The following is a 25,616-nucleotide window of genomic DNA, read 5'->3' as shown; positions in this document are numbered from 1 at the left end:
TCCAGCGCATCTGGATCAGGTAACGCTCTTTCGCAAGTTCTTCCAATTCTTGCAAAGACTCGCTAACGTCCCGGAAATATAAGCCGCGAAAGCGGTCAATAGCTCCCTCCGGACCTCAGGAGGTCCCATGCGCAAGCGAGCCCTGGGTGTGGCCGCTCTCACGTCCCTGGCATTAGCCGCCACGGCGTGCGGCGGTTCGCAGCCCGGCACCCCCTCCGCCGCCCCCAGCGGCTCCGCCACCTCGGCCTCGGCCCCCGCCGCCAAGGGCGGCGGCAAGCTCGTGATCTGGGCCGACCCCAACCGGGTCAAGGCGCTCAAGCCCTTCGCCGATCAGTTCGGCACCGAGAACGGCGTGACCGTCGAGGTGAAGGAGATCAGCAAGGACAACCAGCAGGTCTTCCTCAACGCCTCCCAGCAGGGCAGCGGCCCGGACGTCATGGTCGGCGCGCACGACTGGATCGGCAATCTGGTGCAGAACGGCGCCATCGACCCGGTCAACCTCACCGACGCGCAGAAGGCGGCCTTCCCGGAGATCGCCATCAAGGCGGTCACGTTCGACGGGCAGACGATGGCCGCGCCGTACGCGGTGGAGAACATCGCGCTGATCCGCAACACCAAGCTCGCGCCCGAGGCCCCCGCGACGCTGGAGGACCTGGTCAAGCAGGGCAAGGCACTCAAGGCGGCGGGCAAGGTCAAGGAGGTGCTCTGCCTGCCGGTGGCGCAGAAGGGCGACGCCTTCCACGTCTACCCGCTCTTCGCGGCGGGCGGCGGCTCGCTGTTCGGCACCACCGCCTCCGGCGACCCGGACCCGAAGAAGGTGCTGCTCGGCTCGGCCGACTCGGTCAAGGCGTTCGGCAAGCTGAAGGAGCTGGGGGAGAAGGGTGACGGCGCCCTCAAGACGTCGATCACCAACGAGAACTACGTCGCCAGCTTCGCGGGCGGCAAGTGCGCGTTCCTGATCTCCGGCCCCTGGGCCATGGCCGAGGTGAAGAAGGGCGGCGTCAGCTACGACATCACGCCCGTCCCGTCGTTCAAGGACGGCAAGCCCGCCACGCCGTTCGTCGGCGTCCAGTCGTTCTTCGTGGCCTCCAAGGGCAAGAACAAGACCCTCGCGCAGGAGTTCGTCGCCAACTACGTGACCAACAAGGACGTGGCCAAGGCCCTGTACGCGGCCGACCCCCGGCCCCCGGCGCTGACCGAGGCGCTGCAGGAGGTCGGCGCGACCGACCCCGACGCGGGCAAGTTCATGGACGCGGGCAAGAACGGCCTGCCGATGCCGGCCATCCCCGAGATGCAGGCGGTCTGGGAGCCGTTCGGCATCGCCGAGGCGGCGGTGGTCAAGGGCGGCGACCCGGCCAAGGCCGCGGCGGCCGCGCAGAAGGCCATCGACACCTCGCTCAAGAACTGACGCCATGACCCTGGACGTGCGTGAGGCCACGGGGGCTCATGCTCCCCCGCGGCCCCGCCGCGAGATCACCACGGCTTTCCTGGTGAGCAGGATCGCGGTGCTCGCGGTGGCGGCGGCGCTCCTGGTGTACGCGGCGCCGCCCCTGGTGGCGGCCGGGTCGTGGCCCGCCCTGATGATCCTCGGCGGCGCCACCGCCGTGATCGCCTACCTCTACCTGACCCGCCGGTTCATCCCGGCCAAATACCTGGTCCCCGGCACCCTCTTCCTGATCGCCTTCCAGGTCTTCCCGGTCCTCTACACGGTGAGCACGGCGTTCACGAACTTCGGCGACGGCCACCGCGGCGACAAGACGGCGGCCATCACGGCGATCGAGACGGGCTCGGTGCGGCAGGCGCCCGGTTCGCCCGAGTACAGCCTGACCAGCGCGCTGAAGGGCGACAAGCTGGTCTTCCTCCTGGTGGACCCGGCGACCAAGCAGGTCCAGTCGGGCGACCAGGCCGGGCTCGCACCGGTGAGCGGCGCCCAGGTGGGCGTGACGGGCAAGGTGCTGAAGGCGCCCGGCTTCACCGTGCTGACGGCCCCGCAGGCGGCGGCCAGGGCGCAGCAGATCGCGGCGCTGGCCGTACCGACCCGGGGCGGGCTGATCAAGGCGAACGGGCTGAGCCGTGCGGTCGAGGGGCGGGCGGCGCTCGTCTACGACGCGCGCTGCGACTGCGTTCAGGGCGAGGGCGACCGGTGGACGGCCGACGAGGGGCAGGGCTACTTCGTCAACGCCAAGGGCGCGCACCTCGCGCAGGGCTGGCAGGTCAGTGTCGGCTTCGCGAACTTTGCCCGGGTGCTGACGAACCCCACGATCTCCGGCTACTTCATCGGTGTCTTCGGGTGGAACGTGGTGTTCGCGCTGGTGTCCGTGGCGTCCACGTTCGCGCTCGGCATGGCGGTGGCGCTGGCGCTGCACCACCCGCGCATGCGCGGCACCCGCGCCTACCGGATCGCGCTGATCCTGCCCTACGCCATGCCGTCCTTCGCGATGCTGCTGGTCTGGCGGGACATGTTCAACCGCGACTTCGGGCTGGTCAACCAGCTCTTCGGGCTGGACGTCGACTGGATGGGCCAGCCGTCCACCGCCCGGCTGGCGGTCATCCTGGTCAACCTCTGGCTGGGCTTCCCGTACATGTTCCTGGTGACCACGGGCGCGCTCCAGGCGATCCCGCGCGAGCTGACCGAGGCCGCCTCCATCGACGGGGCGACGCCGTGGCAGGGCTTCCGCAAGGTGACGCTGCCGCTGCTGCTGGTCGCGCTCACGCCGCTGCTGATCTCGTCGTTCGCCTTCAACTTCAACAACTTCAACGCGATCGCGCTGACCAGCGAGGGCGGCCCGTTCCCGGCGGAGAGCCCGCAGGTGGGGGCCACCGACCTGCTGATCACCTACACCTTCCGGCTGGCGTTCGGCACCTATGGCGCGCAGTTCGGCTTCGCCGCCTCGATCTCGGTGTTCATCTTCGCGATCGTGGCGCTCATCTCCGCGGTGGCCTTCCGCCGGACCCGCAAGCAGGAGGAGGTCTACGCATGAGACTCGCGCTACGGCACGTGTTCGTGCTGGTGGTGTGCGCGTTCGCGGTGTTCCCGATCCTGTTCGTGATCTCCGCGGCGATCAACCCGCTGGGCACGCTGGCCTCCACCGACCTGCTGCCGACCGGGGCCAGCCTGGGGAACTTCGCCGATCTGTTCACCTCCGACCGCTATCCGTTCGCCAGGTGGTTCCTCAACTCGACGTTCATCGCGCTGTCGTCGTCGTTCGCCAGCCTGCTGCTGTCGATGTTCGCCGCCTACGCCTTCAGCCGGATGCGGTTCCGCGGGCGCCGGGTCGGGCTGCTGGCGCTGCTGCTCATCCAGATGTTCCCGCAGTTCCTGGCCATCGTGACGATCTTCATGATCTTCACCAGGGTGACCGAGCTCTACCCGGCGTTCGGGTTCAACACCGTGTGGGGGCTCATGCTGCTCTACCTGGGCGGCGCGCTGGGCGTGAACACCTGGCTGATGAAGGGCTTCCTCGACACCGTCCCCAAGGAGCTGGACGAGGCGGCCACCGTCGACGGGGCCACGCACGCGCAGATCTTCTGGCGGGTCATCATGCCGCTGGTCACGCCGATCCTGGCGGTCACGGCGCTGCTGGCCTTCATCGGCACGATGAGTGAGTTCATCATGGCCAACGTCTTCCTGCGCGATCCGGAGAGCAAGACGCTGGCCGTGGGCATGTACGGGATGATCGCGGGGGACCAGCGGAACGCCAACTTCGGCATGTTCGCCGCGGCCACGCTGCTCACCGCCGTACCCACCGTCGGCGTGTTCCTATGGCTGCAGAAGTACATCGTCTCCGGGCTCACGGCCGGAGCCGTCAAGGGATAGGTCTCATTGCGCTTCCTCGGCGAGCCGCATCACGACGGCTCCGCTCTGTACGTCTCCACCCAGGCGCCGTCACCCGGCTCGACGGTGACGGTCCGGGTGCGGGCGCCCCTGTCCGCCGCGATCACCGGCGTGCACGTGCGTACGGTCCGCGACGGCGAACCCCGCTTCACCGCCGCGTCGGCCGCCACCCCCGGCGCTCTGGGTGGGTACGGCGAGACCGACGTCTGGTGGCAGGCGGACATCGTCGCCGCCAACCCGGTCACCCCCTACCGGTTCCTCCTGCACACCACGGGCGGACAGGCGTGGCTGACCGCGGCCGGGCTCGTCACGCACGACGTCACCGACGCCACTGACTTCCGGCTGGTCTGCCACGAGCCGCCGCCCCCGTGGCTGGCCGACGCGATCGTCTACCAGATCTTCCCTGACCGTTTCGCCAGGTCCAGGCCGATGCGGGAGCTGCCGGACTGGGCGCTGCCGCGCGACTGGGACCGCGATCCGGTCATCCCGTCGGGCCCCGGCACGTCCCGGCAGTTCTACGGTGGCGACCTCGACGGCATCGTCCAGCGGCTGGACCACGTACAGGCGCTCGGCGTGGACACCGTCTACCTGACGCCGATCTTCCCCGCCCGCTCCAACCACCGCTACGACGCCGCCGACTTCGACCGGGTCGACCCGCTGCTCGGCGGCGACGAGGCGCTGGGCCGGCTGGCAGGCGCGCTGCACGCGCGCGGCATGCGGCTGATCGGCGACATCACCACGAACCACTGCGGCCGCACGCACCCCTGGTTCACCGCCGCGCTGTCCGACGCGGGCGCGGCCGAGCGGGAGATGTTCTACTTCGATCCCGGCACCGGCGACTACGAGTCCTGGTACGGGGTCAAGTCGCTGCCCAAGCTCAACTGGAGCAGCGACCTGGTGCGTGACCGGATGCCGGCCGTACTGAAGAAGTGGCTGGGCCCGCTCGACGGCTGGCGCGTCGACGTCGCGAACATGACCGGCCGGCGCGGCCCCGACGACCACAACCACGAGATCGCCGCCCTGCTGCGGCGGGAGATCGGCCCCGGCGCGGCGCTCATCGCCGAACACTGCCACGACGCCGCACCCGACCTGGACCGCGACGGCTGGCACGGCACCATGAACTACGGCGGCTTCACCCGGCCCGTGTGGGCCTGGCTGCGCTCGCCCGAGCTGGACCTGGCGAACTTCCTCGGCGTGCCCGGCGGCGTGCCGTCGCGTGACGGGCTCCAGACCCACGCGACGTTCCGCACGTTCGCCGCCCACCTGTCGTGGCGCTCACAGGCGAACTCATGGCAGCTCCTCGACTCGCACGACTCGCCGCGCATCCGCACCGTGACCGGCTCGGTCGACCGCCACCTCGTCGCGCTCGGGCTGCAGGCCACGCTGCCGGGCACGCCGATGGTGTTCGCGGGCAGCGAGTACGGCCTGACGGGCGTGAACGGCGAGCACTCGCGCACCCCGATGCCGTGGGACCGCCCCGCCGACCAGGACCTCGAGACGCTGGCCGCCTACCGGGAGCTGCTCGGGCTGCGCCGGGCCGAGCCCGCGCTGCGCCACGGCGGGCTGCGGTGGTTGCATGCCGATGCGGACTGCCTGGTCTTTCTCCGGGAAACCGCCGCAGAGTCACTGCTAGTGTGCGCGCGTAGGGCGCCGGGCCGTGCCCTGCCGCTGCCCACCCGGGCGGCGGGTGTTTATAACGCTTCTGACACCGATGTGTTGCCAGGTGATGGCCCTTCGCTCCGTGTCTGGCGCCTCACGAGCTGACGCGCTAGCGTGGGCGCCCCATCGTTCAGATTTAAACTAGATAGTGGTGTGTTCGCATGAGGTTGCTCTCCGTGGCCGTCATCGCTTCACTCGTGCCCGGCCTGCCGTTACCGGCTCTGGCTCGTGCCGGCACCACCTACTACGTCGACTCGCGCGCGGGCGACGACGACGCGGCGGGCACCAGCGCCACCAAACCGTGGAAGTCGCTCGACAAGATCGGCGCGGCCGACCTCAAACCCGGCGACGCGGTCAGCGTCAAACGCGGCAGCAGATGGACCGGCTCGCTCACCCTCACCGCCAAGGGCACGGCGGCCAAACCCATCGTCATCCAGCCGTACGGGACCGGCCCCATGGCGAAGATCTCCGGCATGGACGGCAACTGCGTCGTCGTCAGCGGCGACCACTGGCGCATCAGCGGCCTGCGTGCCTCCGGCTGCCAGTGGGCGGGGTTCGAGCTGAGCGGCGACGGCAACGAGCTCGTCGGCGTGCAGGCCGACCACAACATCGCCGGCGTCCTGGTCACCCCCAGCGGATCCCGCAACGTCATCAGGGACAGCAGGCTCACGGCCAACACCCGGATGAGCGTGAACGACTCGGAGCCCGACAACGACTCCGGGGCGTTCGGCGTCCTGCTGAACGGCGACGACAACACGGTCACGGGCAACACCATCACCGGCAGCTACGCGCCGAGCGTCGACTACGGCTTCGACGGGGCGGCGGTCGAGATCTTCAACGGCGACCGCAACCTGATCACACACAACATCGCCCGCGACAACGAGGCGTTCACCGAACTCGGCGCCCGCAAGGGGAGCACGGCCGCCGGGAACGTGTTCGCCTTCAACGTGGTCACCTCCTCGCACAAGAATGGATCGTTCCTGGTCACCCGGGGTCCCGAGCACGTCGTCGGCCCGGTCACCGGCACCCTCGCGGTGCACAACTCGGTCTATCTGCCCGGACGGGTGACGCTCGGCTGGTCCTGCCACGGTGGCTGCTCCCCGTCGATACTCAAGCTGCGCAACAACGCGATCTCGGTCGGCGGCCAGGCCGGGTACGAGGACGGGAAGGGCGCCGACGACGCGGGCGGCGTGTACCGGGGGCGGACGTACGGGTTCAAACTGGGGCCCAAGTCGGTGAAGGCGGACCCCCGCTTCGTCTCCCGTACGGACCTCCACCTGCGGCCCGGCTCTCCGGCGCTGGGCCACGGGGTCCGGCTCGGCCCGGCGTGGTTCGGCCGGAGGTCGGCCGGCGCGGGCATCGCCGGCCTGCCCGCCGCCCCGAACGCCGGCGCCTACCAGCGCTGAAACCCTTGCGTGATCGAAGGCCCGGGCCCCCGCCCGGGCCTTTGATTCTCATTTCTCCTTGGGTTGTCGGGCCTGCCAGATCTCCACGCCCGCGTCGTCGTAGCCGACGACCTGGAAGCCCTCGCGGTAGATGTCGCCGGTATGGTCATGCGTCCCCGCGAACAGCTTGACGTCGAGGTGCCACGGGTCCGGCTGGGTGACGGCCGACACGGACCGGCCGTCGGCGAAGATCAGGGTGACGCGGGCGGTCTTCGCGGGCGCGAGGCCGAACCAGCGCTTGCCGTGGTCGCGCAGCTCCACGGGGTACCTGCTGCCCAGGGTGTCCGTCAGGGGGGCGTGCTCGACGATGTGCAGGCCGACGACCTGTCCGTCCAGCTTCCAGAGCAACGTCTTGTCCGGCACCTTGTACAGATCCACGGAGAGACCCCCTGACATCCGCACGGCAGGACCGATTGGCTCGGCCGCGGTCTCGGGGAAGAAGGTGGGCTTTCTGGTGAACCGTGACTTCGTCCGGCCCTCGGCGTCCGCGAACTCGAATGTCGTCGCCGGCTTGCCCGCGGGTGCGGACACGGTCCAGATGCTCTGGGGAGCTCCCTTCGGCCGGTGAATCGTCCCGGTGACGCGGTCGCCACCCTTGATCACGGCGGTGACGCGGGCGACTTCGGCCGGCGCGGTTCCGTAGTACAGCACCACGCCCGTGGACGGTGCGGGAAGCGACTCGGTCGAGCCCTGCTCAGCGCCCTCCCGTTCGTCGATCGGCTTGCCGCACTGTTCCGTGCCCACGCCGGCCCTGCTCTCGATGGACCGGCAGAGGAACGTTCCCGACTTTCCCTTGGCGTACCAGAGGGTCATGGGCCGGTTCTCGGATGGGTTGCCGATCACCAGGCGGTCACCCAGCGGGGTCTTGCCGTCCATGACGCCCGGCATGCGGTGGTGAGGGTCGATGGTCCCGGTGGCGACACCGTCACCTTCCTGCCCGCCGGCGGTCGTCAGCGTGAGCGGCACGGCCACCGCGACGACGGCCACTGCCGCGACGAGCGCCTGCCTGCGCGTCCTGCGCCGGCGCGACCGCGCCACGACGTGGGTACGCAAGTCGGAGGGCGCCTTCGGCGCGTGCTCGGCGGCATGGCCGAGTGTCGTCCGCAGGCGGGATTCCAACTGATCGGTCACAGGGAGCTCCCGTCGATCTCTGAGGGATGGGGTACGGCGGAACGGAGCTTGGCCAGGCCCAGCGACGCGTGGCTGCGCACGGTGCCCCGGGAGACGCCGAGCACGTCGGCGATCTCCGCGTCGGTCAGGTCCTCGTAGTAACGCAGCACGAGCACGGCTCGCTGCTTGCGCGGCAGGGCGCCGAGGGCCTGCCACAGGTCCTCTTCGATGCCGGAGGGCAGCACGTCGAGCTGGGCGGTCTCGGGCAGCGCCCAGTCGAGCCGCTCGCGTCTGCGCCGCCGCCAGATGCTGATGTGCAGCCTGGCCATGATCATCCTGGTGTAGCCCTCCGGGGCCTGCTTCTGGCGCACCCGTGGCCAGGCGCGATGCAGCCGGATCAGCGCCTCCTGGGTGAGGTCGGCCGCGTCGTGCGGGTTGCCGCTGAGCAGGTATCCGTAGCGCAGCAGGGCATCGGCCCGTTCCGCGACGAAGTCCTCGAAGCGGGATATTTCATGCAATGGCCTATGCCTTTCCTTGGTCCGTCACGAGATAGACGGACCAGGCGCCCGAACTGTTGAACGCGGCTCGGGCGTTACGGTGCGTGCGAGAATAGTGAAGAAACGTTTTCTCGGCCAGTTGCGGGAGCTTTGGACTGATGGCAGACGACGCGGCCGGGCGGCTCACGTACCGCAATCCCGTCCTCAACGCCGACTGGCCCGATCCCGACGCCATCCGCGTCGGCGAGACGTACTACCTCGTCACATCGAGCTTCAACCGCGCGCCGGGACTGCCCATCCTGCGCTCGCCGGACCTGCTGCGCTGGGAGCTGATCGGCCGCGCGCTGCCCGCCGTGCCGCCGGCGGAGCGGTTCCTGGTGCCCCGGCACGGCGGCGGGGTGTGGGCGCCCTCCATCAGGCATCACGACGGCCTGTTCTGGATCTTCTACCCCGATCCTGACCAGGGCGTTCACGTGCTGACCGCCGTGGACCCCGCCGGGCCGTGGTCGGCGCCCCACTTCCTGCTCCCCGGGCCGGGCGTGATCGACCCGTGCCCGTTCTGGGACGACGACGGGCGCGCGTGGCTGGTGTTCGGATGGGCGAAGAGCCGCAGCGGCATCAGCAACCGGCTGTCGCTGGTGGAGATGACGCCCGACGCTCGCGAGATCATCGGCACGCCCGTCACCGTGATCGAGGGGGACGACCTGCCCGGCTACTCGACGCTGGAGGGGCCCAAGGTCTACAAGCGCGATGGCTGGTACTGGGTCTTCGCTCCCGCCGGTGGTGTCGCCACCGGCTGGCAGTCGGTGTTCCGGTCACGGTCGCTGGCGGGGCCGTACGAGGATCGCATTGTCCTGGAACAGGGCGACACGCCGGTCAACGGGCCGCATCAGGGGGCGTGGGTGACCTCGCCGGAGGGCGAGGACTGGTTCCTGCACTTCCAGGACCGTGGGGTGTTCGGGCGGGTGGTCCACCTGCAGCCGATGCACTGGGGGGACGACGGGTGGCCGGTGATGGGGGAGAACGGACGTCCGGTCCTGGAGCACTTGGCGCCGGCGCGCGCATCGGAGCCTCAGCCGGGGGATCTCGTGGAGCCGCGGCGGGACGACGATTTCCGTGCGGAGGAGCTCGGGCCGCAGTGGTACTGGCAGGCGAATCCGGTGCCTGGCGTGCTACGCCTGGACGGCGACGGTCGCGCGAGGCTGCGTGCGGTGCCGAACGACCGGGGCAATCTGCGGGACCTGCCACAGGTGCTCGGTCAGCAGTTGCCCGGGGTGGCGGCGCAGTTCACCACCACCCTCCGGCTGGCGGCGGATGATCCGGGGACCAGGGCCGGAGTGGTCGTGCTCGGCGCCTGTTACGCGTACGTGGGGCTGGTTCGCGATGGCGACGGGGTCAGTGTCGAGGTGCGGACGTACGAGGCGGGTGACGAGGGTGAGATGACGCGGTTCAGCGCGCGGCTGCCCGATGAGGCCGCGACCGTCGGGCTGCGGATCGCCTCCGATGACGACGGGATCTGCGCGTTGCAATTCCGCCACTGTGCCGACGCCGACGCCGACGCCGACGCCGATGGTAGTGGTGGTGGTGGCGTCGGCGGTGCTGGTGACAGTGCCGGCGACGGCTGGGTCACTGGCTTCGAGGGGTTCCGGGCAGAGCAGGGGCGCTGGATCTCGGCGGAGCTCGGCCTGTTCGCCACCGCCCCACCCGGATCGGCGGGCGAGGGCACGGCCGTTTTCGGCCCGGTGACCATCCACCCCCGCCGAAGAGCACTCTCCACAAGCAGGCTCCACGCGTCAGGAGGCGGGAGCGGGCCCGGTGCTGCCGCGGATCTCGATGCGCGGGCGGAAGCTGAGGTCGTGATCCGGCCGCTCACCGTTGAGCAGCGCGTGCAGCCGCTTCCACGCCTCCTCGCCCAGCTCGACGACCGGAACCGACGCGGTGGTCAGCGCTGGCGTCATGTACTTCGCGAAGGGGATGTCGTCGAACCCGGTCAGTGACAGCTGCTCCGGTACGCGTACGCCGCGCTCGTTCAACCCGCTGAGCAGGCCCATCGCCACAAGGTCGTTGAATCCGAGCACCCCGGTCGCCCCCGAAGCGATCACCGCGTCCGCCACGGCGTGCCCGTGCTCGAACGTGACGCCGCACGGGATGCCGATCACGTCGGCGTCGGGATGCTCGGCACGGAACCGGGTGAGCCCGCTGAGCCGTTGGGCGTTGGACGCGCTGTCGGGATTGCCCTCCAGGTAGGCGATCCGGCGGTGGCCGAGCTGGTGCAGATGCCGGGCGAGTGGCTGGATGCCCGCCTCGTAGTCGGCGGTGAGGGTCGGCGCCAGGACGTACGGGCTCTCGCGGTTGATCAGCACGACCGGCGCCAGCTCGGGCAGCAAGGCCCTGAGCTGGTCCTCCGGCATCCTGGGCGCACAGAGCACGATCGCGTCGCAGCAGCGGCGTGCCTCAGAAGCCAAGGTGCTCTCCTCGCCGGCCGTTTCCAGCGAGTCGGCCACCAGTACGTGGTAGTTGTCCTTGGCGGCGGCACGGGTCAGGCCGCGCAGCACGCTCTGGAAGGTCGGATTCTCCAGGTCCGGCACCATGATGGCGACCCGCTGGGTGCGACCCAGCACGAGCGAACGCGCCAGCGGGCTGGCCGAGTAGCGCAGCTCGGCCGCCACGGCGCGGACTCGCCCGGCGATCGCCGGGTCCACGTGGTGGTTGCCGTTCATCACCCGGGACACCGTAGAGATGGAGACTCCGGCCTGTTTCGCGACCTCGATAATGGTCACCGGCCGGCCGCTCGCGCTCCTGGCCATGCGCCAACCTTCTTCGGGCAACTCGCTGGAAGCGAAGGGAGAAAACCTTTTCCAGCAGGGTATCCGCAGCCAGGGCGGTTCTGTCGCCGCATCCTGATCATTGTCCGTCCGCGCCTGGGGGCCTGGCGTCATGCATGATTTCCGGATGACGAGGATCGAGACGCCATGGGGGCCTTGGGAGGCTGCGCCGCTTGGCGAGGTCGTCGCGCTGATGCGGGGGCTGGCGGTGCCGTGGTGGGTGGCCGGTGGGTACGCGATCGAGCTGGCCGTGGGCCACGCGTATCGCGAGCATGGGGACGTGGACATCGCGCTGCTGCGCCGGGACCAGCTCGCGATGCGGCGGCTGCTGGACGGCTGGGACGTCCACGCCGCGGTCGTGCCCCAGACGCTGCGGCCATGGGCGCTGGAGGAGGTGCTGCCCGAGCAGGCGCACGACATCTGGGTACGCGAGCATCCGGACGGGCCATGGCGGTTCCAGCTCATGCTGGACGAGGCCGAGGGAGAGGAATGGACGTACCGGCGTAACCCTCGGATCCGGCGCCCGCTGGCCGGGCTGACCGTGGAGGAGGACGGTTTCCGCCGGCTTGCCCCCGAGGTGCAACTGCTCTACAAGGCCAAGGGCCCACGGCCGAAGGACGAGGCCGATTTCGAGGCGGTCCTCCCGGTGCTGAGCGACGAGCAGCGGCGCTGGTTGGAGGGGGCGCTGGAGATCGAGCACCCTACACATCCCTGGCGTGCGCGCCTGCGCCAGTGACGGTCAGCCTCGGGTGAGAACGGCGCGGGCGGCCGCGCCAGTGACGCTCAGCCTCGGGCGAGGACGGCGCGGGCGGCTGCGAGCTGTTGATCCTTGGTCGCCTGCAGCGCCTGGAACTCGGCAGGGTGTGCGCTGATGGCAGCGTCCTGGATGCGTTTCTCCGCGGCGGACCAGATGGAGACGAGGCCGGTCTTCACCTTGCACCGTACGTCCGCCTGTGCCGCCCGGATCTCATCCGGGGAAGCGGGGCCCTCCTTCATCCACCGCTCGTCTGTGATGGCGGCGAGCGGAGCGGCGTACTGCCAGCCTTGCTCCCGCATGCACGTACTCCAGGCCCGGAAGACCTGGACGACCTTGGGATCCTGCTGGGACTGGTTGAAGGTCTCCGAGATGAGCCTGTTGAACAGGGCCTCGTCGACCTGCGGAGTGCCCTGCTCGAGGTGGGCCCGCGCCTGCCCCAGGCAGCCGTCCTTCTCGGCGGACGCGGCCCGCTGTTCCTTCGCCGACAGGCTACGCGCACGGCTGTCGCGTGCGGCAGCGCGCTGGGCCACCGTGGGGCGGTCCGGAGGGGTGTGATAGCCGAAGAGGCGGGCTATCTCCGGTTCGACGACGCCGTAGCGGCGGCGGTTCTGCGGCTCCAGGTCCTCCGCCGCGCTCGGCGGCAGCTCCTTCCACGCCATGCCCCGTTGCCGCATGCAGTCGCCGACGAGGAGCTCCTCGGCGCGATCAAGGGTGCTGATGTCCGACGCGGAGAAGTTGTACCGGTCGAAGGGGATCGAGAGCTCGCGCGCCTCCACCCCCGGCGGCGGCACCGAAACCTGCGGCTCCGTCGCCGCCGCCGTCGAACAGGCGGCTGTCGCCGCGGTCAGGAGGACCCCGACCGCTCCCCACAGCCGAACAGACACTCTGATTCCCCCGGATCGGTCGACTTCGGGCTTACGGGTGGACGTACTTGATGGAGCTGGTCTTGTTGTCGAACCCGTTGTTCGTCAGGTCGCCGTCCGAGGAACTCGGCTTGGCCGCGTAGCCGTACGCGCCGGAGCAGTTGGCGGAGTCGTAGAACTGCACCCTGGCAGCGGTGTTGTTCCACATGGAGCTCGCCGCGTTCTTCACCTTGAGCGCTTTGTAACACAGGTTCCAGCCCTCGAACATGAAGTTCTCTTCTGCGCCCTTGAACTTGTCGTGCTCGTACAGGCATAAGTCCAGCTCGCAGGGGCCCGACGCCCGGCTCGTCTCGGCCTGCGCGGTGGAGCCGACTCCCACCAGGCTGACCAGGACCAGCGCCACCATTCCGACGCTGCGCACCGTCGCTCGCTTCATGGACACCTCATTCTCGTGGCACCGAAATTGTTAAGATCATAGTCAGGTCCGGGCAATCCAGCGGTCAGCCGTGTGGATCCCGTCGGCGGGCCGACTTGACGCGATGTGCCTGGCGATCAGGACGTCAGGCGATCGCCTCCAGCCCCGCGACGATGCCGCCGGTCAGCAGGCCGACGACCGGGATCAACGGGCTGCCCTTGAGCGCCGCCACGGCGTGGAAGCGCAGGTCCCGGTACTCCCGCATGTCCTCGGTGCCCGGTAGCACCAGCAGGCGGGGGCGCAGTCCGGCGAAGACGATCCAGTCGAGGACCACCAGGTCGTACAGGGACAGGGTGAGGAACATGAGCGCGCCCGCCACGGCAGCCGGACCGAAGCCCAGGTCGGTGCCGAGGTCCGCGCGCAGGCGCAACATCGCCGCGACCGTCAGGGGTACGCAGCACACTCCCCAGAAGAGCACTCCCACCCAGACCGCCACCCGGCGGCCGCGCGCGCTCTTGGGCTTGGCGTAACGCTCCTGGATGGCCGGGGGGTAGTCGTTCAGCAGGAAGTCGCGGCTGGCGAACGCTCCGGCGAAGATCGCAATGGTGAAGAGCACGCTCATCGCCAGGCCGAACCCCACCCCGTATCCGACGACCAAGGACCACCGCATGCCGTTTCCTCCTTTGTAAGGGTCGCCTAAGTGTGATGGGGGAGCCGCCTTAAAGTCAACGGTGTGTGAAGTTCAAGGGATCCGGCTAGCATGGCCCGGTGCCCGCCCGCCGCCGACGCCCCGAAGCTCGCCTGGGCCGGCCGACGCTGACCAGGGAACGGATCGCCCGCGCCGCGCTACGCGTGCTCGGCCGGGCCGGTCCCACGGAGCTGACCATGCGCAACGTCGCCGCCGACCTCCAGGTCTCGCCGCGCGCGCTGTACAACTACGTGAGCGACCGCGACGACCTGCTGCGCGAGGTGATGGCGATCTGCCACGCCGACCGTCCCGAACCGCGCCTGGATCCGGGGCGGTGGCGTGAGAGCCTGCGCCAGTACTGCCTCGACCTGCGCTCCTGGCACCGAGCCCACCCCGGCCTGCTGGCGCTCGCCCACGCCGAGAACCTCACCCACCTGGCCGCCCCTGGCCTGCTCGACGCGGACGACGCGCTGGTGGGCTTCTTCCTCGAACTCGGGCTGAGCCCCCAGAACGCCTACCGCGCCTGGACGATCACCGTGCTCCAGGTGGCCGGCTTCGCCGAGATCTGGGACACCTGGCACGATCGCCCGCCCGCCGGGCTGGTCCCCGCCGCCGTGCCACTCGTCCCTCCACTACCACCCACGGACCGGCCCACCGACCGGCCGGGTGTCGAGGCCGCGCGTACCGACGAGTCGCCCGCTACGGAGCCGCGCGTGGGGGGATCGTCTGCGGAGAAGTCGAATGCCGAGAGGCTGGGCGGCGGAAGGCCGGACGTGGGTGGTCTGGCCGCCGAAAGCCACCCGCACCTGCGGCGGATCAGTGAGGAGGCCACGGCGGAGCCGCCGGACGTGCTGTTCGAGTCGGTGGTGACGATGCTGTTGGCCGGTATCGAGGCCGCCCTTCTCCGTCCGGCCCGGAAGGCCGACGCTCCACTCTGACGTCGGTCAGCCGCCCCGGTGTCAGACAGTCCGTCTGGGGGCGCAGGTCAGTTGCCGGTGTAGCAGCTGATCTCCATGCCGTCCTCGACCGGAAAGGCGACGCTGACGTACCCGTTCGCCGCTTCGCGAACGTAGTCCAGGTAGTCGGCCATGGTGGGAAAGGTGATGTCGTCGGCCACCACCAGCGCACCCGGCGACAGCCGGGGCTCCAGCAACCGGAGAACCGGCAGGCACAGCTCCTTCCACCCGTCCAGCAGCACCAGGCCGATCGGCCCCGGTACGTCGGCGAGAGTGTCCAGGGCGTTGCCGGCCAGGACCGTCGCCAGGCCGCCGAGCCCGGCCTCATCCAGGTTGGCCCGCGCGGCGGTGATCTTGGTCGTGCTCATCTCGGTGCTGAACACCTGGCCCGTGCCGTTGTCCGCGACCGCGGCGGCCAGATAGAGGGTGGAGATCCCGTACGAGGTGCCGAACTCCACGACGGTCTCCGGCCGACCGGCCCGGACCAGCGCGTAGAGCAGGTCGCCGCCTCGCGCGGAGATCGGCAGGTAGTGGGCCGCCAGCGCGTCGGCGCGCTCCTGCGCGGTGGCGGTCGCCAAGGAGCCGCCGGGGATGGGTCCGTGCGGCGTGTCGTCATCGCGATCCGCCGCGGCGAACAGCCGGTCGAGCACGGTACGGACCAGCGGAGAGTGCAAAGTGTTGGACATGATCCAAAGACTAGACTGACCGTTGCGTCTTGTCTAGCAGAGGGGAGTGTGGTCGTACGATCGGGAATGTGGAGAAGCGTGAGCTGGGCAGGACAGGCAGGCAGGTCGGCGTGGTCGGCCTCGGGGCGTGGCAGTTGGGCGCCGACTGGGGTGAGGTCGGGGAGGACGAGGCGCTGGCGACGCTGCACGGCGCCGTCGACGCCGGGGTGACGTTCATCGACACCGCCGACGTGTACGGCGACGGGCGCAGCGAGCGCATCGTCGGTCAGCTGATCAAGGAACGGCCCGGCCTGACGGTGGCCACCAAGATGGGCCGCCGGGTGCCGCAGGAGGTGTCGGCCTACACCCTGGACAACTTCCGGGCCTGGAACGACCGGTCCCGGAAGAATCTCGGCGTGGACACCCTCGACCTGGTGCAGCTCCACTGCCCGCCGACTCCCGTCTATGCGAACCAGGCGGTCTACGACGCGCTCGACACCATGGTCGAGGAGGGCAGGATCGCCGCCTACGGCGTGAGCGTGGAGACCTGCGCGGAGGCGCTGACCGCGATCGCGCGGCCGAACGTCGCCAGCGTGCAGATCATCCTCAACGCCTTCCGGCTGAAGCCGCTGGAGGAGGTGCTGCCGGCGGCGATCAAGGCCGGGGTCGGGATCATCGCCCGCGTTCCGCTGGCCAGCGGGCTGCTGTCAGGCCGGTACGACGAGCACACCCGCTTCGGCGACGACGACCACCGCGCGTACAACCGGCACGGGGAGGCGTTCGACGTCGGCGAGACGTTCTCGGGGGTCGACTACGACACCGGGCTGCGGGCTGTGGCGAGGCTCAAGCCGCTGGTGCCGGAGGGGATGACGACCGCCCAGTTCGCGCTGCGGTGGATCATCGACCAGCCGGGGGTCAGCGTGGTGATCCCGGGGGCCCGCGACGCGCGCCAGGCCGCCGCCAACGCCGCCGCGGCCGGGCTCCCCGCACTCACGGAGGAGACCCGGGTGGCGGTCACCGCCGTCTACGACGAGCTGATCCGCCCTCAGGTCCACCACCGCTGGTAACGAACCACCGCTCTCCGGAGGCCACCACCGCCCGGGTTACTGCTGGCCGGGCCTGCGGGCCGGGGTGGGGGTGGGGCCGGCTGTGCCGTCGGTGAAGCGGCCCGGCCGGAAGGTCGCCAGCAGCGCCGACTCCTCGCCGAACACCTCGCCCGACACCTCCTCCATCAGCAGCGGCGCCAGCGTGACCCCGCTGTGCGTGGCCACCGTGTAAACCCGCCGCGCCGCGTCCGCGAACCCGGCCACGGCCAGCCCGTCACCAGGCATCGCCCGCTGACCGACGACCGCGCGCTCCACCGTCGCGCCCTCGGTCGCGCGCAGCACCTTGGGAAGCAACCCCATGATCTCGTCCAGGACCTCGCCCGGCACGGCGGCCGCCGGGTCCGCCCGGCCGTCCAGGTGCAGGGACTGCAGCAGCACCCGGCCGCCGCCGTCGGGCCGCAGGTTGAGCCCGGCGGTGGTGAGCACCCGGGACAGCCGGGCGGGCAGCGGCGCGGTGGTGACCAGGAACCCGTTGGTGACCTTGCCGGACACCACCGGATCCAGCATCGGGATGTCGATCCCGGCCAGCGCCGCGACCCCCTGCGTCCAGCGCCCGGCACAGGTGACGACCACGTCACAGGCGAAGGTACGCCCGTCGGCCAGCGTCACCTTCGCGCCCGCCGCCGTCGTGTCGATGGCGGTGACCTCGGCCCCGCACTCCACCGTGGCCCCCCGGTCCCGCGCCTCGCCGAGCAGCCGCCCGAGCAGCCGCGTCGCCAGGACGTAGGCCTCGCCGGGGAAGAACACGTACTCGGTGCCGGCGGGCGGCGGCACCAGGTCGGGCTCCAGGGCCAGCGCCCGCCCGGCGGTCACCCGCTCGACCGGGTAGCCCATGCCGATCAGCCGCCGCACGCGCTGTTCGAGCAGCTCGCGATGGTCGCCACCCACCGCGTACTCGAGGTTGCCCGTCGGGAAGAACCAGTCGCCCGAGCCGCCCGCGAGCTGGTGGTGCGCCCACACGGCGGCGTGGTTCAGGTCGAAGTACTCCTTGGGCGTCTTGTTGTTGGCGTTGATCCACGCCACCGACGTGGAGGTCGTACCGGATCCCGGTGTACGTGCCTCCAGGACGGTGACCTGCGCGCCGCGCCGGGTGAGCCCGGCCGCGATCGCGGATCCGACCACCCCCGCACCGATGACGACGACTCGCACATTGACTCCTCTCGGTTGGGGACGGCTCAGCGGTTCTGTTCGGCGTCGGCGCCGAACAGCCGGGCCACGCCGACGAAGCGTTCGATCACGACGACCGCGACCGCGGCGAACAGCACCATGAGCGTGCCGATGGCCGTGACCGTGGGGTCGTAGTCGTACTGCATGTAGTTGAAGATCCGGACGGGCAGCGTCTGCAGGTCGGTGGTGACCACGAACAGGGCCACGGTGAGGTCGTCGAAGGAGGTGATGAAGGCGAAGAACGCGCCGCCGATCAGTGCCCCTCGTACGGCCGGCAACGTCACGTGCCAGAACACCAGGAACGGCGCCGCGCCCAGTCCGGCGGCGGCCTTCTCGGCCGAACGGTCCAGGCCCGCGAGCCCGGCGAGCACGAGCCGCACCGTGTAGGGGACCGTGAGCACCAGGTGGGCGAGCAGCAGGGTGAACGCGCTGGAGGCCAGCAGCCCGGCCCGCACGGCCTGGGCCTGCGGTCCGTCGTCGATCAGCGCGACGTCGATCTGCGGGGCGTTCTGCTGGGCCTTGAGGTTGGCCACCGTGTCGGTGGAGCTGCCGGCGATGTAGGAGACCTTGCAGCCACAGGTCTTCTCGAAGCCGGGGATCACCGACTGCTTGAACGCCTCCTCGTACGAACCGCCGTAGCCGGCCACGACCAGGGTGCCGGGGGCGGCGGACGGGACGGGGGCGCCGCAGGCGGTGAGGCCGAGGGTTCCGGCCAGGCCGACGGCGGCCAGGGAGCTGCGTGTCATGAAAACCTCCGGGAGGGGGCGAGATGGTCGATCTCGCGCGCCGTTGCGCCGGTTTCGACCAGGTCGGCGATGATGTCGCCGAAGACGGGGGCGAGCTTGAAGCCGTGCCCGCTGAACGCGGTGGCGAGCACGGTACGGCCGGTGGCGCCGTACCGGCCGAGCAGCCCGTGCCCGTCCGGCGTGAACGCCTCGCAGAACGTGGCGATGCGCACCGGATCGGGGCGCAGACCGGGCAGCGTCCCGGCCACCGCGGCGGCGACCTGCGAGACGTAGGAGACGGGGACGGTACGGCTCAGCGACTCGGGTGAGCCGATCGGCTCCCACGGCACGTGCAGGTTGACCTTGACGCCGACGCCGTCGACCGAGGGGAAGCAGGAGTAGGCGGGTTCGCCGACCCGGATGGCGATCGGACACCGGTCCGGGGCGAACAGGGTCTCGTCGCGGCGCGGGAACCAGGTCGAGGTGATGGCCTTGGTGGTGAGCCGTCCGGCCACCGGTTCGGGGAGCAGGCCGGGCGCCCAGGGGCCCGGGGCGAGCACGGCGTGGGTGAAGCGGTGCTCGCCGTCCTCGGCCATGACCGTCACGCCGTCGGTGTCGGGTCGTATCTCGTGAACGGGTGTGTAGCGGGCGATCCGCGCACCGGCGCGCTCGGCGGCGGACGCGGCGGCGACGACCGGCGGAACGTTCCAGCTCGGCCCACAGCTCGCGGGCCTCGCGCAGCAGCGGGACCGCGTGGATGCCGCGTCCGGCGAGCCGCCACAGGGCCATCGAACCGACGGTGCCGGTGCCGATGACGGCGACAGAGGTCATGAGCACTCCGATCCTGGGCATGGCGAAGCCCACGTATGGGGCTTGTAGGGGGGCGGAAAGGTCAGCTGTGGTCGGTGGCCCCGCGCAGGTCGGTCTCCACGTAGAAGCGCTCGGAACCGGTCGGAACGATCATTTCGAGGAGCTCGGCGATATCTCCCTTGCGGGTCCAGGTCTCGCGCAGCCACCGGAAGACGGGCGTGCCCGGGGCGAGGCCGAAGAGCGCGGCCTGGTCGTCGCCGAGCACGTACGGCTCCACGTACATCCGGGCCCGCACCAGCTCGACACCGCGGTCACGCAGGTAGGCGTGGGTGGTGAGGGGCTCCAGCGGCTGGTCGAGCAGGTCGGGCGCCAGCCGGAAGGGCAGCACGTGCAGCTCGGTGTTGAGCACGTGACCGTCCGCGCCCAGCTTGTGGCGCTCCATCTGGATGACGGCCTCCGCGTCCGGGACGCCGGGCAGCCGCAGGCGCGCTCCCTCGGCGGGGAGCACCTGAGCTGAGATGACCTGATGATCCCCGTGCGTCTCCGGGCCCTGGATCAGCAGGCCGGTGAAGCGCAGGAGGTTGTGCTGGCCGATGGCCTGGGCGACGAAGCTGCCGCGCCGACGGAACCGGACGATGAGCCCGGCGTCGGCGAGGTCCCGCAGGGCCCGCTGCACCGTGATGCGCGAGACCTCGAACTCCTCGCAGAGCTCGACCTCCGTGGGGATCCGGGTCCCGGGCCCCCACTGGCCGCCACGGATGCGATCTTCCAGCGCCTTGCGGATCCGCACGTGGAGGAGAAGCTCGCGTCCTGACATGCCAAAATACTGGTTGTCGCCATAAGTTATGTCAATAGACGATTAGACATAACTTTTCGGACGGTTGGCGTGTGCGCCGCAGGACACACAGGAAGCGTGCCCGGTACCGAGGGGCACCGGGCACGCGAGGAAGAGCTGCCGTCAGCCTGTACGGAGGGTCAGTCCGTACGTGCTGAGGATCTCGTTGACCGGCTGGAAGTAGGTCGTCCCGCCGCTGGTGCAGTTGCCGGAGCCGCCGGAGGTGACGCCCTGGGCCTGGCTGCCGGAGATGAACGGGCCGCCGGAGTCGCCGGGCTCGGCGCACACGTTCGTGCGGGTGAGGCCGGTGACGGTGCCCTGCGAGTACCTCACGGTGGCGTTGAGCTGCTGAACGGTCCCGCAGTGCCAGCCGGTGGTCGAACCGGAGCGGCAGATGGAGGAGCCGACGCCGGCCACGGTGGAGCCGCGGACGGTGACGTTCGCGCCGCCGGAGCCGCGTACGTACGGCGTGGCGGTGTTACCGGGAGCCGCGACCCAGGAGTAGTCGTTGCCCGGGAACGAGTAGCCCTGGAAGGTGCCCGTCGGGTTGGTGGTGTTGGCGGCGACCCGGCAGTGCCCGGCGGAGACGAAGCCGGGGGTGGTGCCGCGGGTGATGGCGAAGCCGACGCTGCACCGGCTGGAGCCGATGTAGTAGGGCGCGCCACCGATGATGTTGATGAAGGTCTGCGGCTGCTCGCTGGAGACGGTCACGCGGACCGCGTTCCGGTCGACGCCGGCGGCGGTGGCGAGCGTGTCACCGGCCGCCTGCTGGCCGGCGACGATGACGACGCTGTTGGTGGTCACGTCGATGTACCACAGGGACGCGCCGGCCTTGGCCTGGTCCGACGCCCGGTCGAGCTGGTCCTTGACCGCGGTGAGCTGGGCCAGCGTCCGCGTGACGAGTACGGGTTGCGCGCCCTTCGCCTCGATGGCGGCGGTGGTGGCGGGGTCGGTGGTGGCGACCAGGAGCTTGGAGGCGTCGCCGTTCAGCCAGGCTCCGCCGAAGGCGGCGCCGAGCGAGGAGGTCAGGGCGGCTTCGGTGGCGGCCGCGCGCTGCTCGTTCGCCAGGCGGGTGATGACCTGCTGCTCGGACAGGCCGAGGTCACGTTCCAGGGAGTCGATCAAGGACGGCGGGGTCGAATCCGAGGGGACGGGAGAGGGCGAGGCCGCCGCGGCGGGGGTCAGGGGGGTGGTGGCCAGGCAGGCTGCCACGATGGTGGCGCCTAAGAGAGGCCAGCGCTTACTCCGCATGAGCACTCCTTTGTGGGGGTGCTTGTCAAGCTAGCGGTTGCTAGGGATTGGCATAGATGGCAAACGACCCCTATCACGGTGATATGGCCCCGGTTGACGTTGGTCAGCCGCCCAGGCCGCGGATGATGAGGTCGATCGCCGTTTCGAAGGTCCGGTCGGCCTCCGCGGAGTCCTGGCCCTGCCCGATGTGCCCGGCCGACTCGGCGAACACCAGGCCGGTCACGAACCCGTACAGCACATCAGCCGTCCGCCGCAGCTCGCTCTCCGGCACCCCCACCGTCACCAGGATCGAGAACAGCACGTCCCACAGCCCGCCCGTCCGGCTGGCGATGATCTCCGGATGCGAGTGGACGTAGCGCCACATGTTCGGGTGGTCGCGCGACAGCGAGCGGTAGGCGTGCGCCAGCAGGCGTACCCGTTCCCGCCAGGGGAGATCCTCCCCCGGCAACTCCATACGGAGCCCCTGCGAGGCGCAGATCTGCGAGATCAGCGCCGTCTTGCTCTCGACGTGGTGGTACAGCGACATGGGATTGACGTCCAGCTCCGCGGCCAGTTTGCGCATGGACAGCCCTTCCACGCCGACCTCGTCCACCAGGCGCAACGCCGTGTTGTAGATCTCCTCGGGGGTCAGCGGGGTACCCCTGCGCGCGCTCACTGCCATACACCGTATGGTAGCGTCAGCCATACGGTGTATGGCTACCCAACGGGAGTACGCAATGAGAGAGATCCCCGCCCCACGAGGGCTCCCGGTCTTCGGCAACGCGCTCCAGATCCCCTCGCATTCGCCCATCGCCTACTTCGAGCAGGTCGCACGGGCACATCCGGAGGGCATCTTCCAGCTCGACCTGCTCGGCCGCCGGATCGTGGTGATCCACGATCCGGACCTGGTGGCCGAGGCGTGTGACGAGACGCGGTTCCGCAAGGAGATCAACCCGCCCCTGTCGATCGTCCGCGACTTCGCGGGTGACGGGCTGTTCACCGCCCGGCCGGACGAGCCCGTCTGGGGCCATGCGCACCGGATCCTGATGCCGGCCTTCAGCCAGCGCTCGATGAAGGCGTACTACCCGCAGATGCTGGAGGTCGCCGAGCAGCTCGTCGAGTCCTGGGCGGGACGGCCGGGGCAGGATCTGCCGGTGGCCGACGACATGACCCGGCTCACCCTCGACACGATCTCGCTGACCGGGTTCGGCTACCGGTTCGACTCCTTCGACTCGCCGGAGCTGCACCCGTTCCTGACCGCGATGGGCGGCGCGCTGACCGAGGCGATGCTGCGCAACCAGCAGCTCCCCGTCGTCACCAAGCTCAGGCGCAAGCAGGAGGCCGGCTACCGGGCCGACATCGAGCTGATGCGCGAGCTGGTCGACGACGTGATCAGGCGGCGCCGCGCGGAGGGCGGCGCGGCCACGAAGGACCTGCTCGGCCTGATGCTGGAGGCGTCCGACCCGCAGACCGGCGCCCGGCTGTCCGACGAGAACATCCGCAACCAGGTCCTCACCTTCCTGATCGCCGGGCACGAGACCACCAGCGGCCTGCTCTCCTTCGCGCTGTACAACCTGCTGCGCGACCCCCACACCCTCGCCCTGGCCTATGACGAGGTCGACCGGCTGCTGCCGGGCGACGAGCCGCCGACCTACGAGACGGTCATGAAGCTGGACGTGATCTCCCGGATCCTGGAGGAGACGCTGCGCTCCTGGTCCCCGATCCCGGCCATCAGCGTGAACGCCATCGAGGACACCACCCTGGGAGGCGAGTACGAGGTGCCGGCGGGCACGCCGGTCGTCATCCTGCTGCCGTCGCTGCACCGCAACCCGAAGGCGTGGGAGCGCCCCGACGAGTTCGACATCGACCGCTGGCTGCCCGAGAACAAGCGCCACCACCACCCCGCCGCCTACAAGCCGTTCGGCAACGGCGAGCGGGCCTGCATCGGCCGCCAGTTCGCGCTCACCGAGGCCAGGCTGGCGCTGGCGATGATCCTGCGCCGCTTCGCCGTCTCCGACCCCGCCGTCTACAAGATGAAGATCAAGCAGACGCTCACGCTGAAGCCCGACGGGTTCACCGTCCGGGTCCGCGAGCGCCGGCCCCACGAGCGCGCCGCCGCGCTCGAACAGCCGGTCGAGACGGCCGAGCAGCAGGACATCGCCGTCACCGGCGTCGCGCTCACCATCGCCTACGGCTCCAACCTGGGCACCTGCGCCGACATCGCCGAACGGCTGGCCGAGCGCGCCGGGCGGGCCGGCTTCGCGACCACGCTGACCACCCTCGACGAGCTCGACCCGCCCAGTGACGGGCTGTTCCTGGTGGTCGCCTCCTCCTACAACGGCAAGGCGCCGGACAACGCCCAGCGCTTCGACGCGCTGGAGGAGCTGCCCGACCTGTCGGGTGTACGGCTGGCGCTGCTGGGCTGCGGCAACACCCAGTGGCCCACGTACCAGGACTTCCCGCGCCGCGCCTTCGCCAAGCTGACGGCGGCCGGTGCCGTGCCGCTGATCGAGCGGGGCGAGGCCGACGCCGACGGCGACTTCGACGGCGACGTGTCGGCGTGGACCGCCAAGCTGTGGGCGGCGACGGCGGAGGAGTACAGCGCGTCGGCCGCCGACGCGGGGCCGCGCTACCAGATGGAGGTGCTCAGCGAGGCCGAGGTGCGGCCCTCGGTCGTCTCCGCGCGGGCGTTCCCGCTGACCGTGGTGTCCAACGAGGAGCTGACCGGCGACCCGGCCGGGCTGTGGGACTTCTCGCTGGAGGCGCCGCGTCCCGGCGTCCGGTCGATCGTGGCCAGGCTGCCCGAGGGCGTGACCTACTCGGCGGGCGACCACATGGCCGCCTTCGCCAAGAACGACCCGGAGCTGGTGGAGTGGGCGCTGCGCTGCCTGCGCGTCCCCCGCGAGCAGGTGGTACGGCTGCGCACCAGCGGAGCCACGCACCTGCCCGTGGACACGCCGGTGACGGCCGGGCTGCTGCTGACCGAGTTCGCCGAGCTCCAGGAGGTGGCCACCAGGTCGGACCTTGCGGCCCTGGCCGCCCACACCTCGTGCCCGTGGACGCGCGGCCAGCTCGACGCGCTGACCGCCGACTACGCCGACGAGATCCTGGCCAAGCGGGTCTCGCCCCTGGCGCTGCTCGACCGCTTCCCGGCGATCGAGCTGCCGCTGCCGGTCTTCCTGGAGATGGCCGGGCCGATCAGGCCGCGCTACTACTCCGTCTCCTCCTCGCCGCTGGCCGACCCCGGGCTGGTCAGGATCACCGTCGGGCTGGTGGAGGGGCCCGCCTGGTCGGGCAGCGGCGAGTACCGCGGGATGTGCTCGGCCTACCTGGCCGGGCTGGCTCCCGGAGAGACCTTCTACGGCTACATCCGGGTGCCCGCGCCGCCGTTCCGGCTGCCCGAGGTCCCCGCCACGCCGGTGGTCCTCGTCGGTCCCGGCACCGGGTTCGCGCCGCTGCGGGGGTTCCTGGAGGAGCGGGCGCTGACCGGGGCCACCGGGCGGGCCGAGGTGTTCGCCGGGTGCCGCCATCCCGCGCACGACTGGCTCTACCGGGCCGAGGTGGAGGACTGGGCGGCGGCTGACGGGGTGCACGTGACCATGGCCTACTCGGCGGTGGCCGGGCATCCGTACCGGTTCGTGCAGGACGCGGTCGCCGCGCGGGCGGACGAGGTGTGGGAACTGCTGGAGGCGGGCGCGCACGTGTACGTCTGCGGCGACGGGCTGCGCATGGCGCCCGCGGTGCGGCGGGCGTTGCTCGCGATCCACCGGGACAAGACCGGCGCGGACGGAGCGGGATGGCTGGCGGCTCTCGAGGAGCAGGGCCGTTATCAGCAGGACGTGTTCGCCTGATCTCCACGCTCTTGGGCGCCGCCTGCGCAAAGCCGCAGGTGGCGCTGGGCGAACCTTTATCGTCAATGCCGGATTAGCGGTCCATCCTTGGATATAACCGCAGCATGCATGACATATGCGTGGAACATGCTGGAAACCTTCCGCGGGCACTGTGAGAGCCTCTTGGAAAGGGGGCGG

The 25,616-nt window shown here is 70.3% G+C and carries 22 protein-coding genes and 1 pseudogene; 10 read left to right on the top strand and 13 right to left on the bottom strand.

The genetic code is table 11. The annotated features are described in order from the left end of the window. Window positions 1–127 precede the first annotated feature (127 nt). From ACGFNP_RS06500 to ACGFNP_RS06480, 5 genes are read left to right on the top strand one after another with little or no spacing between them, the layout of a single operon-like run. Window positions 128–1,408: an extracellular solute-binding protein gene (locus tag ACGFNP_RS06500; protein ID WP_393315546.1), complete on the top strand. Its 1,281-nt coding sequence runs from the start codon at window positions 128–130 to the stop codon at window positions 1,406–1,408. Window positions 1,409–1,412: 4 nt separating this feature from the next. Then, on the top strand, window positions 1,413–2,981 hold the full coding sequence (locus ACGFNP_RS06495; protein WP_393315543.1) for an ABC transporter permease subunit: 1,569 nt from the start codon (window positions 1,413–1,415) through the stop codon (window positions 2,979–2,981). Further along, complete coding sequence (locus ACGFNP_RS06490) at window positions 2,978–3,817, top strand: sugar ABC transporter permease (protein WP_358326669.1); 840 nt, start codon at window positions 2,978–2,980, stop codon at window positions 3,815–3,817. Before ACGFNP_RS06495 ends, ACGFNP_RS06490 begins: the two co-directional genes overlap by 4 nt. A gap of 6 nt (window positions 3,818–3,823) precedes the next feature. Further along, a complete protein-coding gene (locus ACGFNP_RS06485) occupies window positions 3,824–5,599 on the top strand; it encodes a glycoside hydrolase family 13 protein (protein WP_393315540.1) in 1,776 nt (591 codons plus the stop codon). 56 nt (window positions 5,600–5,655) lie between these two features. Beyond that, window positions 5,656–6,900, top strand: coding sequence for a right-handed parallel beta-helix repeat-containing protein (locus ACGFNP_RS06480; RefSeq protein WP_393315537.1), 1,245 nt, complete (start codon window positions 5,656–5,658; stop codon window positions 6,898–6,900). A gap of 48 nt (window positions 6,901–6,948) precedes the next feature. Here ACGFNP_RS06480 and ACGFNP_RS06475 read toward each other — a convergent pair whose 3' ends face one another. Together ACGFNP_RS06475 and ACGFNP_RS06470 are read right to left on the bottom strand one after the other, a co-directional pair. Next, window positions 6,949–8,070, bottom strand: coding sequence for a hypothetical protein (locus tag ACGFNP_RS06475; protein ID WP_393315534.1), 1,122 nt, complete (start codon window positions 8,068–8,070; stop codon window positions 6,949–6,951). Then, the gene (locus tag ACGFNP_RS06470; protein ID WP_393315531.1) at window positions 8,067–8,567 is read right to left on the bottom strand and encodes a SigE family RNA polymerase sigma factor; all 501 of its coding nucleotides are present in this window, start codon (window positions 8,565–8,567) and stop codon (window positions 8,067–8,069) included. Before ACGFNP_RS06470 ends, ACGFNP_RS06475 begins: the two co-directional genes overlap by 4 nt. Before the next feature lie 137 nt (window positions 8,568–8,704). Between ACGFNP_RS06470 and ACGFNP_RS06465 the strand changes: the two are divergent. Beyond that, window positions 8,705–10,270, top strand: a pseudogene (locus tag ACGFNP_RS06465) (family 43 glycosylhydrolase); the annotation flags it as partial. A 69-nt stretch (window positions 10,271–10,339) separates the two neighbouring features. On the opposite strand, the gene ACGFNP_RS06460 reads toward ACGFNP_RS06465, so the two are convergent. Next, window positions 10,340–11,353 (bottom strand): LacI family DNA-binding transcriptional regulator, encoded by a 1,014-nt coding sequence (locus tag ACGFNP_RS06460; RefSeq protein WP_393315528.1) that lies wholly within the window; start codon window positions 11,351–11,353, stop codon window positions 10,340–10,342. Between the two features lie 145 nt (window positions 11,354–11,498). Here ACGFNP_RS06460 and ACGFNP_RS06455 point away from each other — a divergent pair, with 145 nt between their 5' ends. After that, window positions 11,499–12,107 (top strand): nucleotidyltransferase domain-containing protein, encoded by a 609-nt coding sequence (locus ACGFNP_RS06455; protein WP_393315525.1) that lies wholly within the window; start codon window positions 11,499–11,501, stop codon window positions 12,105–12,107. Between the two features lie 47 nt (window positions 12,108–12,154). On the opposite strand, the gene ACGFNP_RS06450 is transcribed toward ACGFNP_RS06455, so the two are convergent. The 3 genes from ACGFNP_RS06450 to ACGFNP_RS06440 all read right to left on the bottom strand — a co-directional run bounded on the left by ACGFNP_RS06450 (window position 12,155) and on the right by ACGFNP_RS06440 (window position 14,076). Continuing rightward, window positions 12,155–13,012 (bottom strand): hypothetical protein, encoded by an 858-nt coding sequence (locus ACGFNP_RS06450; RefSeq protein WP_358326691.1) that lies wholly within the window; start codon window positions 13,010–13,012, stop codon window positions 12,155–12,157. Window positions 13,013–13,043: 31 nt separating this feature from the next. Next, window positions 13,044–13,427 carry a peptidase inhibitor family I36 protein gene (locus ACGFNP_RS06445; RefSeq protein ID WP_358326694.1) on the bottom strand — a complete coding sequence of 128 codons (384 nt, stop codon included), beginning with the start codon at window positions 13,425–13,427 and terminating at the stop codon, window positions 13,044–13,046. 124 nt (window positions 13,428–13,551) lie between these two features. Next, complete coding sequence (locus ACGFNP_RS06440) at window positions 13,552–14,076, bottom strand: hypothetical protein (protein WP_393315521.1); 525 nt, start codon at window positions 14,074–14,076, stop codon at window positions 13,552–13,554. 98 nt (window positions 14,077–14,174) lie between these two features. On the opposite strand from ACGFNP_RS06440, the gene ACGFNP_RS06435 reads away from it, so the two are divergent. After that, the gene (locus ACGFNP_RS06435; RefSeq protein ID WP_393315518.1) at window positions 14,175–15,032 is read left to right on the top strand and encodes a TetR/AcrR family transcriptional regulator; all 858 of its coding nucleotides are present in this window, start codon (window positions 14,175–14,177) and stop codon (window positions 15,030–15,032) included. Between the two features lie 47 nt (window positions 15,033–15,079). Here the strand turns inward: ACGFNP_RS06435 and ACGFNP_RS06430 are convergent, their stop codons facing one another. Continuing rightward, window positions 15,080–15,736, bottom strand: coding sequence for an O-methyltransferase (locus ACGFNP_RS06430; RefSeq protein ID WP_393315515.1), 657 nt, complete (start codon window positions 15,734–15,736; stop codon window positions 15,080–15,082). 68 nt (window positions 15,737–15,804) lie between these two features. On the opposite strand from ACGFNP_RS06430, the gene ACGFNP_RS06425 reads away from it, so the two are divergent. After that, the gene (locus tag ACGFNP_RS06425) at window positions 15,805–16,782 is read left to right on the top strand and encodes an aldo/keto reductase (protein ID WP_393315512.1); all 978 of its coding nucleotides are present in this window, start codon (window positions 15,805–15,807) and stop codon (window positions 16,780–16,782) included. Between the two features lie 36 nt (window positions 16,783–16,818). Here ACGFNP_RS06425 and ACGFNP_RS06420 read toward each other — a convergent pair whose 3' ends face one another. The 6 genes from ACGFNP_RS06420 to ACGFNP_RS06395 form a co-directional block, all read right to left on the bottom strand. Further along, window positions 16,819–17,970: an NAD(P)/FAD-dependent oxidoreductase gene (locus ACGFNP_RS06420; protein WP_393315509.1), complete on the bottom strand. Its 1,152-nt coding sequence runs from the start codon at window positions 17,968–17,970 to the stop codon at window positions 16,819–16,821. Window positions 17,971–17,996: 26 nt separating this feature from the next. Next, a complete protein-coding gene (locus ACGFNP_RS06415; RefSeq protein ID WP_393315506.1) occupies window positions 17,997–18,734 on the bottom strand; it encodes an ABC transporter permease subunit in 738 nt (245 codons plus the stop codon). Continuing rightward, the gene (locus ACGFNP_RS06410) at window positions 18,731–19,537 is read right to left on the bottom strand and encodes an FAD-dependent oxidoreductase (protein WP_393316606.1); all 807 of its coding nucleotides are present in this window, start codon (window positions 19,535–19,537) and stop codon (window positions 18,731–18,733) included. Before ACGFNP_RS06410 ends, ACGFNP_RS06415 begins: the two co-directional genes overlap by 4 nt. Before the next feature lie 68 nt (window positions 19,538–19,605). Beyond that, window positions 19,606–20,340 carry a GntR family transcriptional regulator gene (locus ACGFNP_RS06405; protein ID WP_393315503.1) on the bottom strand — a complete coding sequence of 245 codons (735 nt, stop codon included), beginning with the start codon at window positions 20,338–20,340 and terminating at the stop codon, window positions 19,606–19,608. Between the two features lie 141 nt (window positions 20,341–20,481). Next, window positions 20,482–21,609 carry a S1 family peptidase gene (locus tag ACGFNP_RS06400; protein WP_393315500.1) on the bottom strand — a complete coding sequence of 376 codons (1,128 nt, stop codon included), beginning with the start codon at window positions 21,607–21,609 and terminating at the stop codon, window positions 20,482–20,484. A gap of 103 nt (window positions 21,610–21,712) precedes the next feature. Then, window positions 21,713–22,270 (bottom strand): TetR/AcrR family transcriptional regulator, encoded by a 558-nt coding sequence (locus ACGFNP_RS06395; protein WP_393315497.1) that lies wholly within the window; start codon window positions 22,268–22,270, stop codon window positions 21,713–21,715. A gap of 55 nt (window positions 22,271–22,325) precedes the next feature. Here ACGFNP_RS06395 and ACGFNP_RS06390 point away from each other — a divergent pair, with 55 nt between their 5' ends. Further along, window positions 22,326–25,439 carry a bifunctional cytochrome P450/NADPH--P450 reductase gene (locus ACGFNP_RS06390; RefSeq protein WP_393315494.1) on the top strand — a complete coding sequence of 1,038 codons (3,114 nt, stop codon included), beginning with the start codon at window positions 22,326–22,328 and terminating at the stop codon, window positions 25,437–25,439. Window positions 25,440–25,616: the final 177 nt, after the last annotated feature.

The sequence above is a fragment of the Nonomuraea sp. NPDC049269 genome (genome assembly GCF_043197155.1).
Lineage (GTDB): Bacteria > Actinomycetota > Actinomycetes > Streptosporangiales > Streptosporangiaceae > Nonomuraea.
The sequence above is the reverse complement of the archived record's forward strand: the minus strand, read 5'-3'. Positions and strand labels throughout refer to the sequence as shown.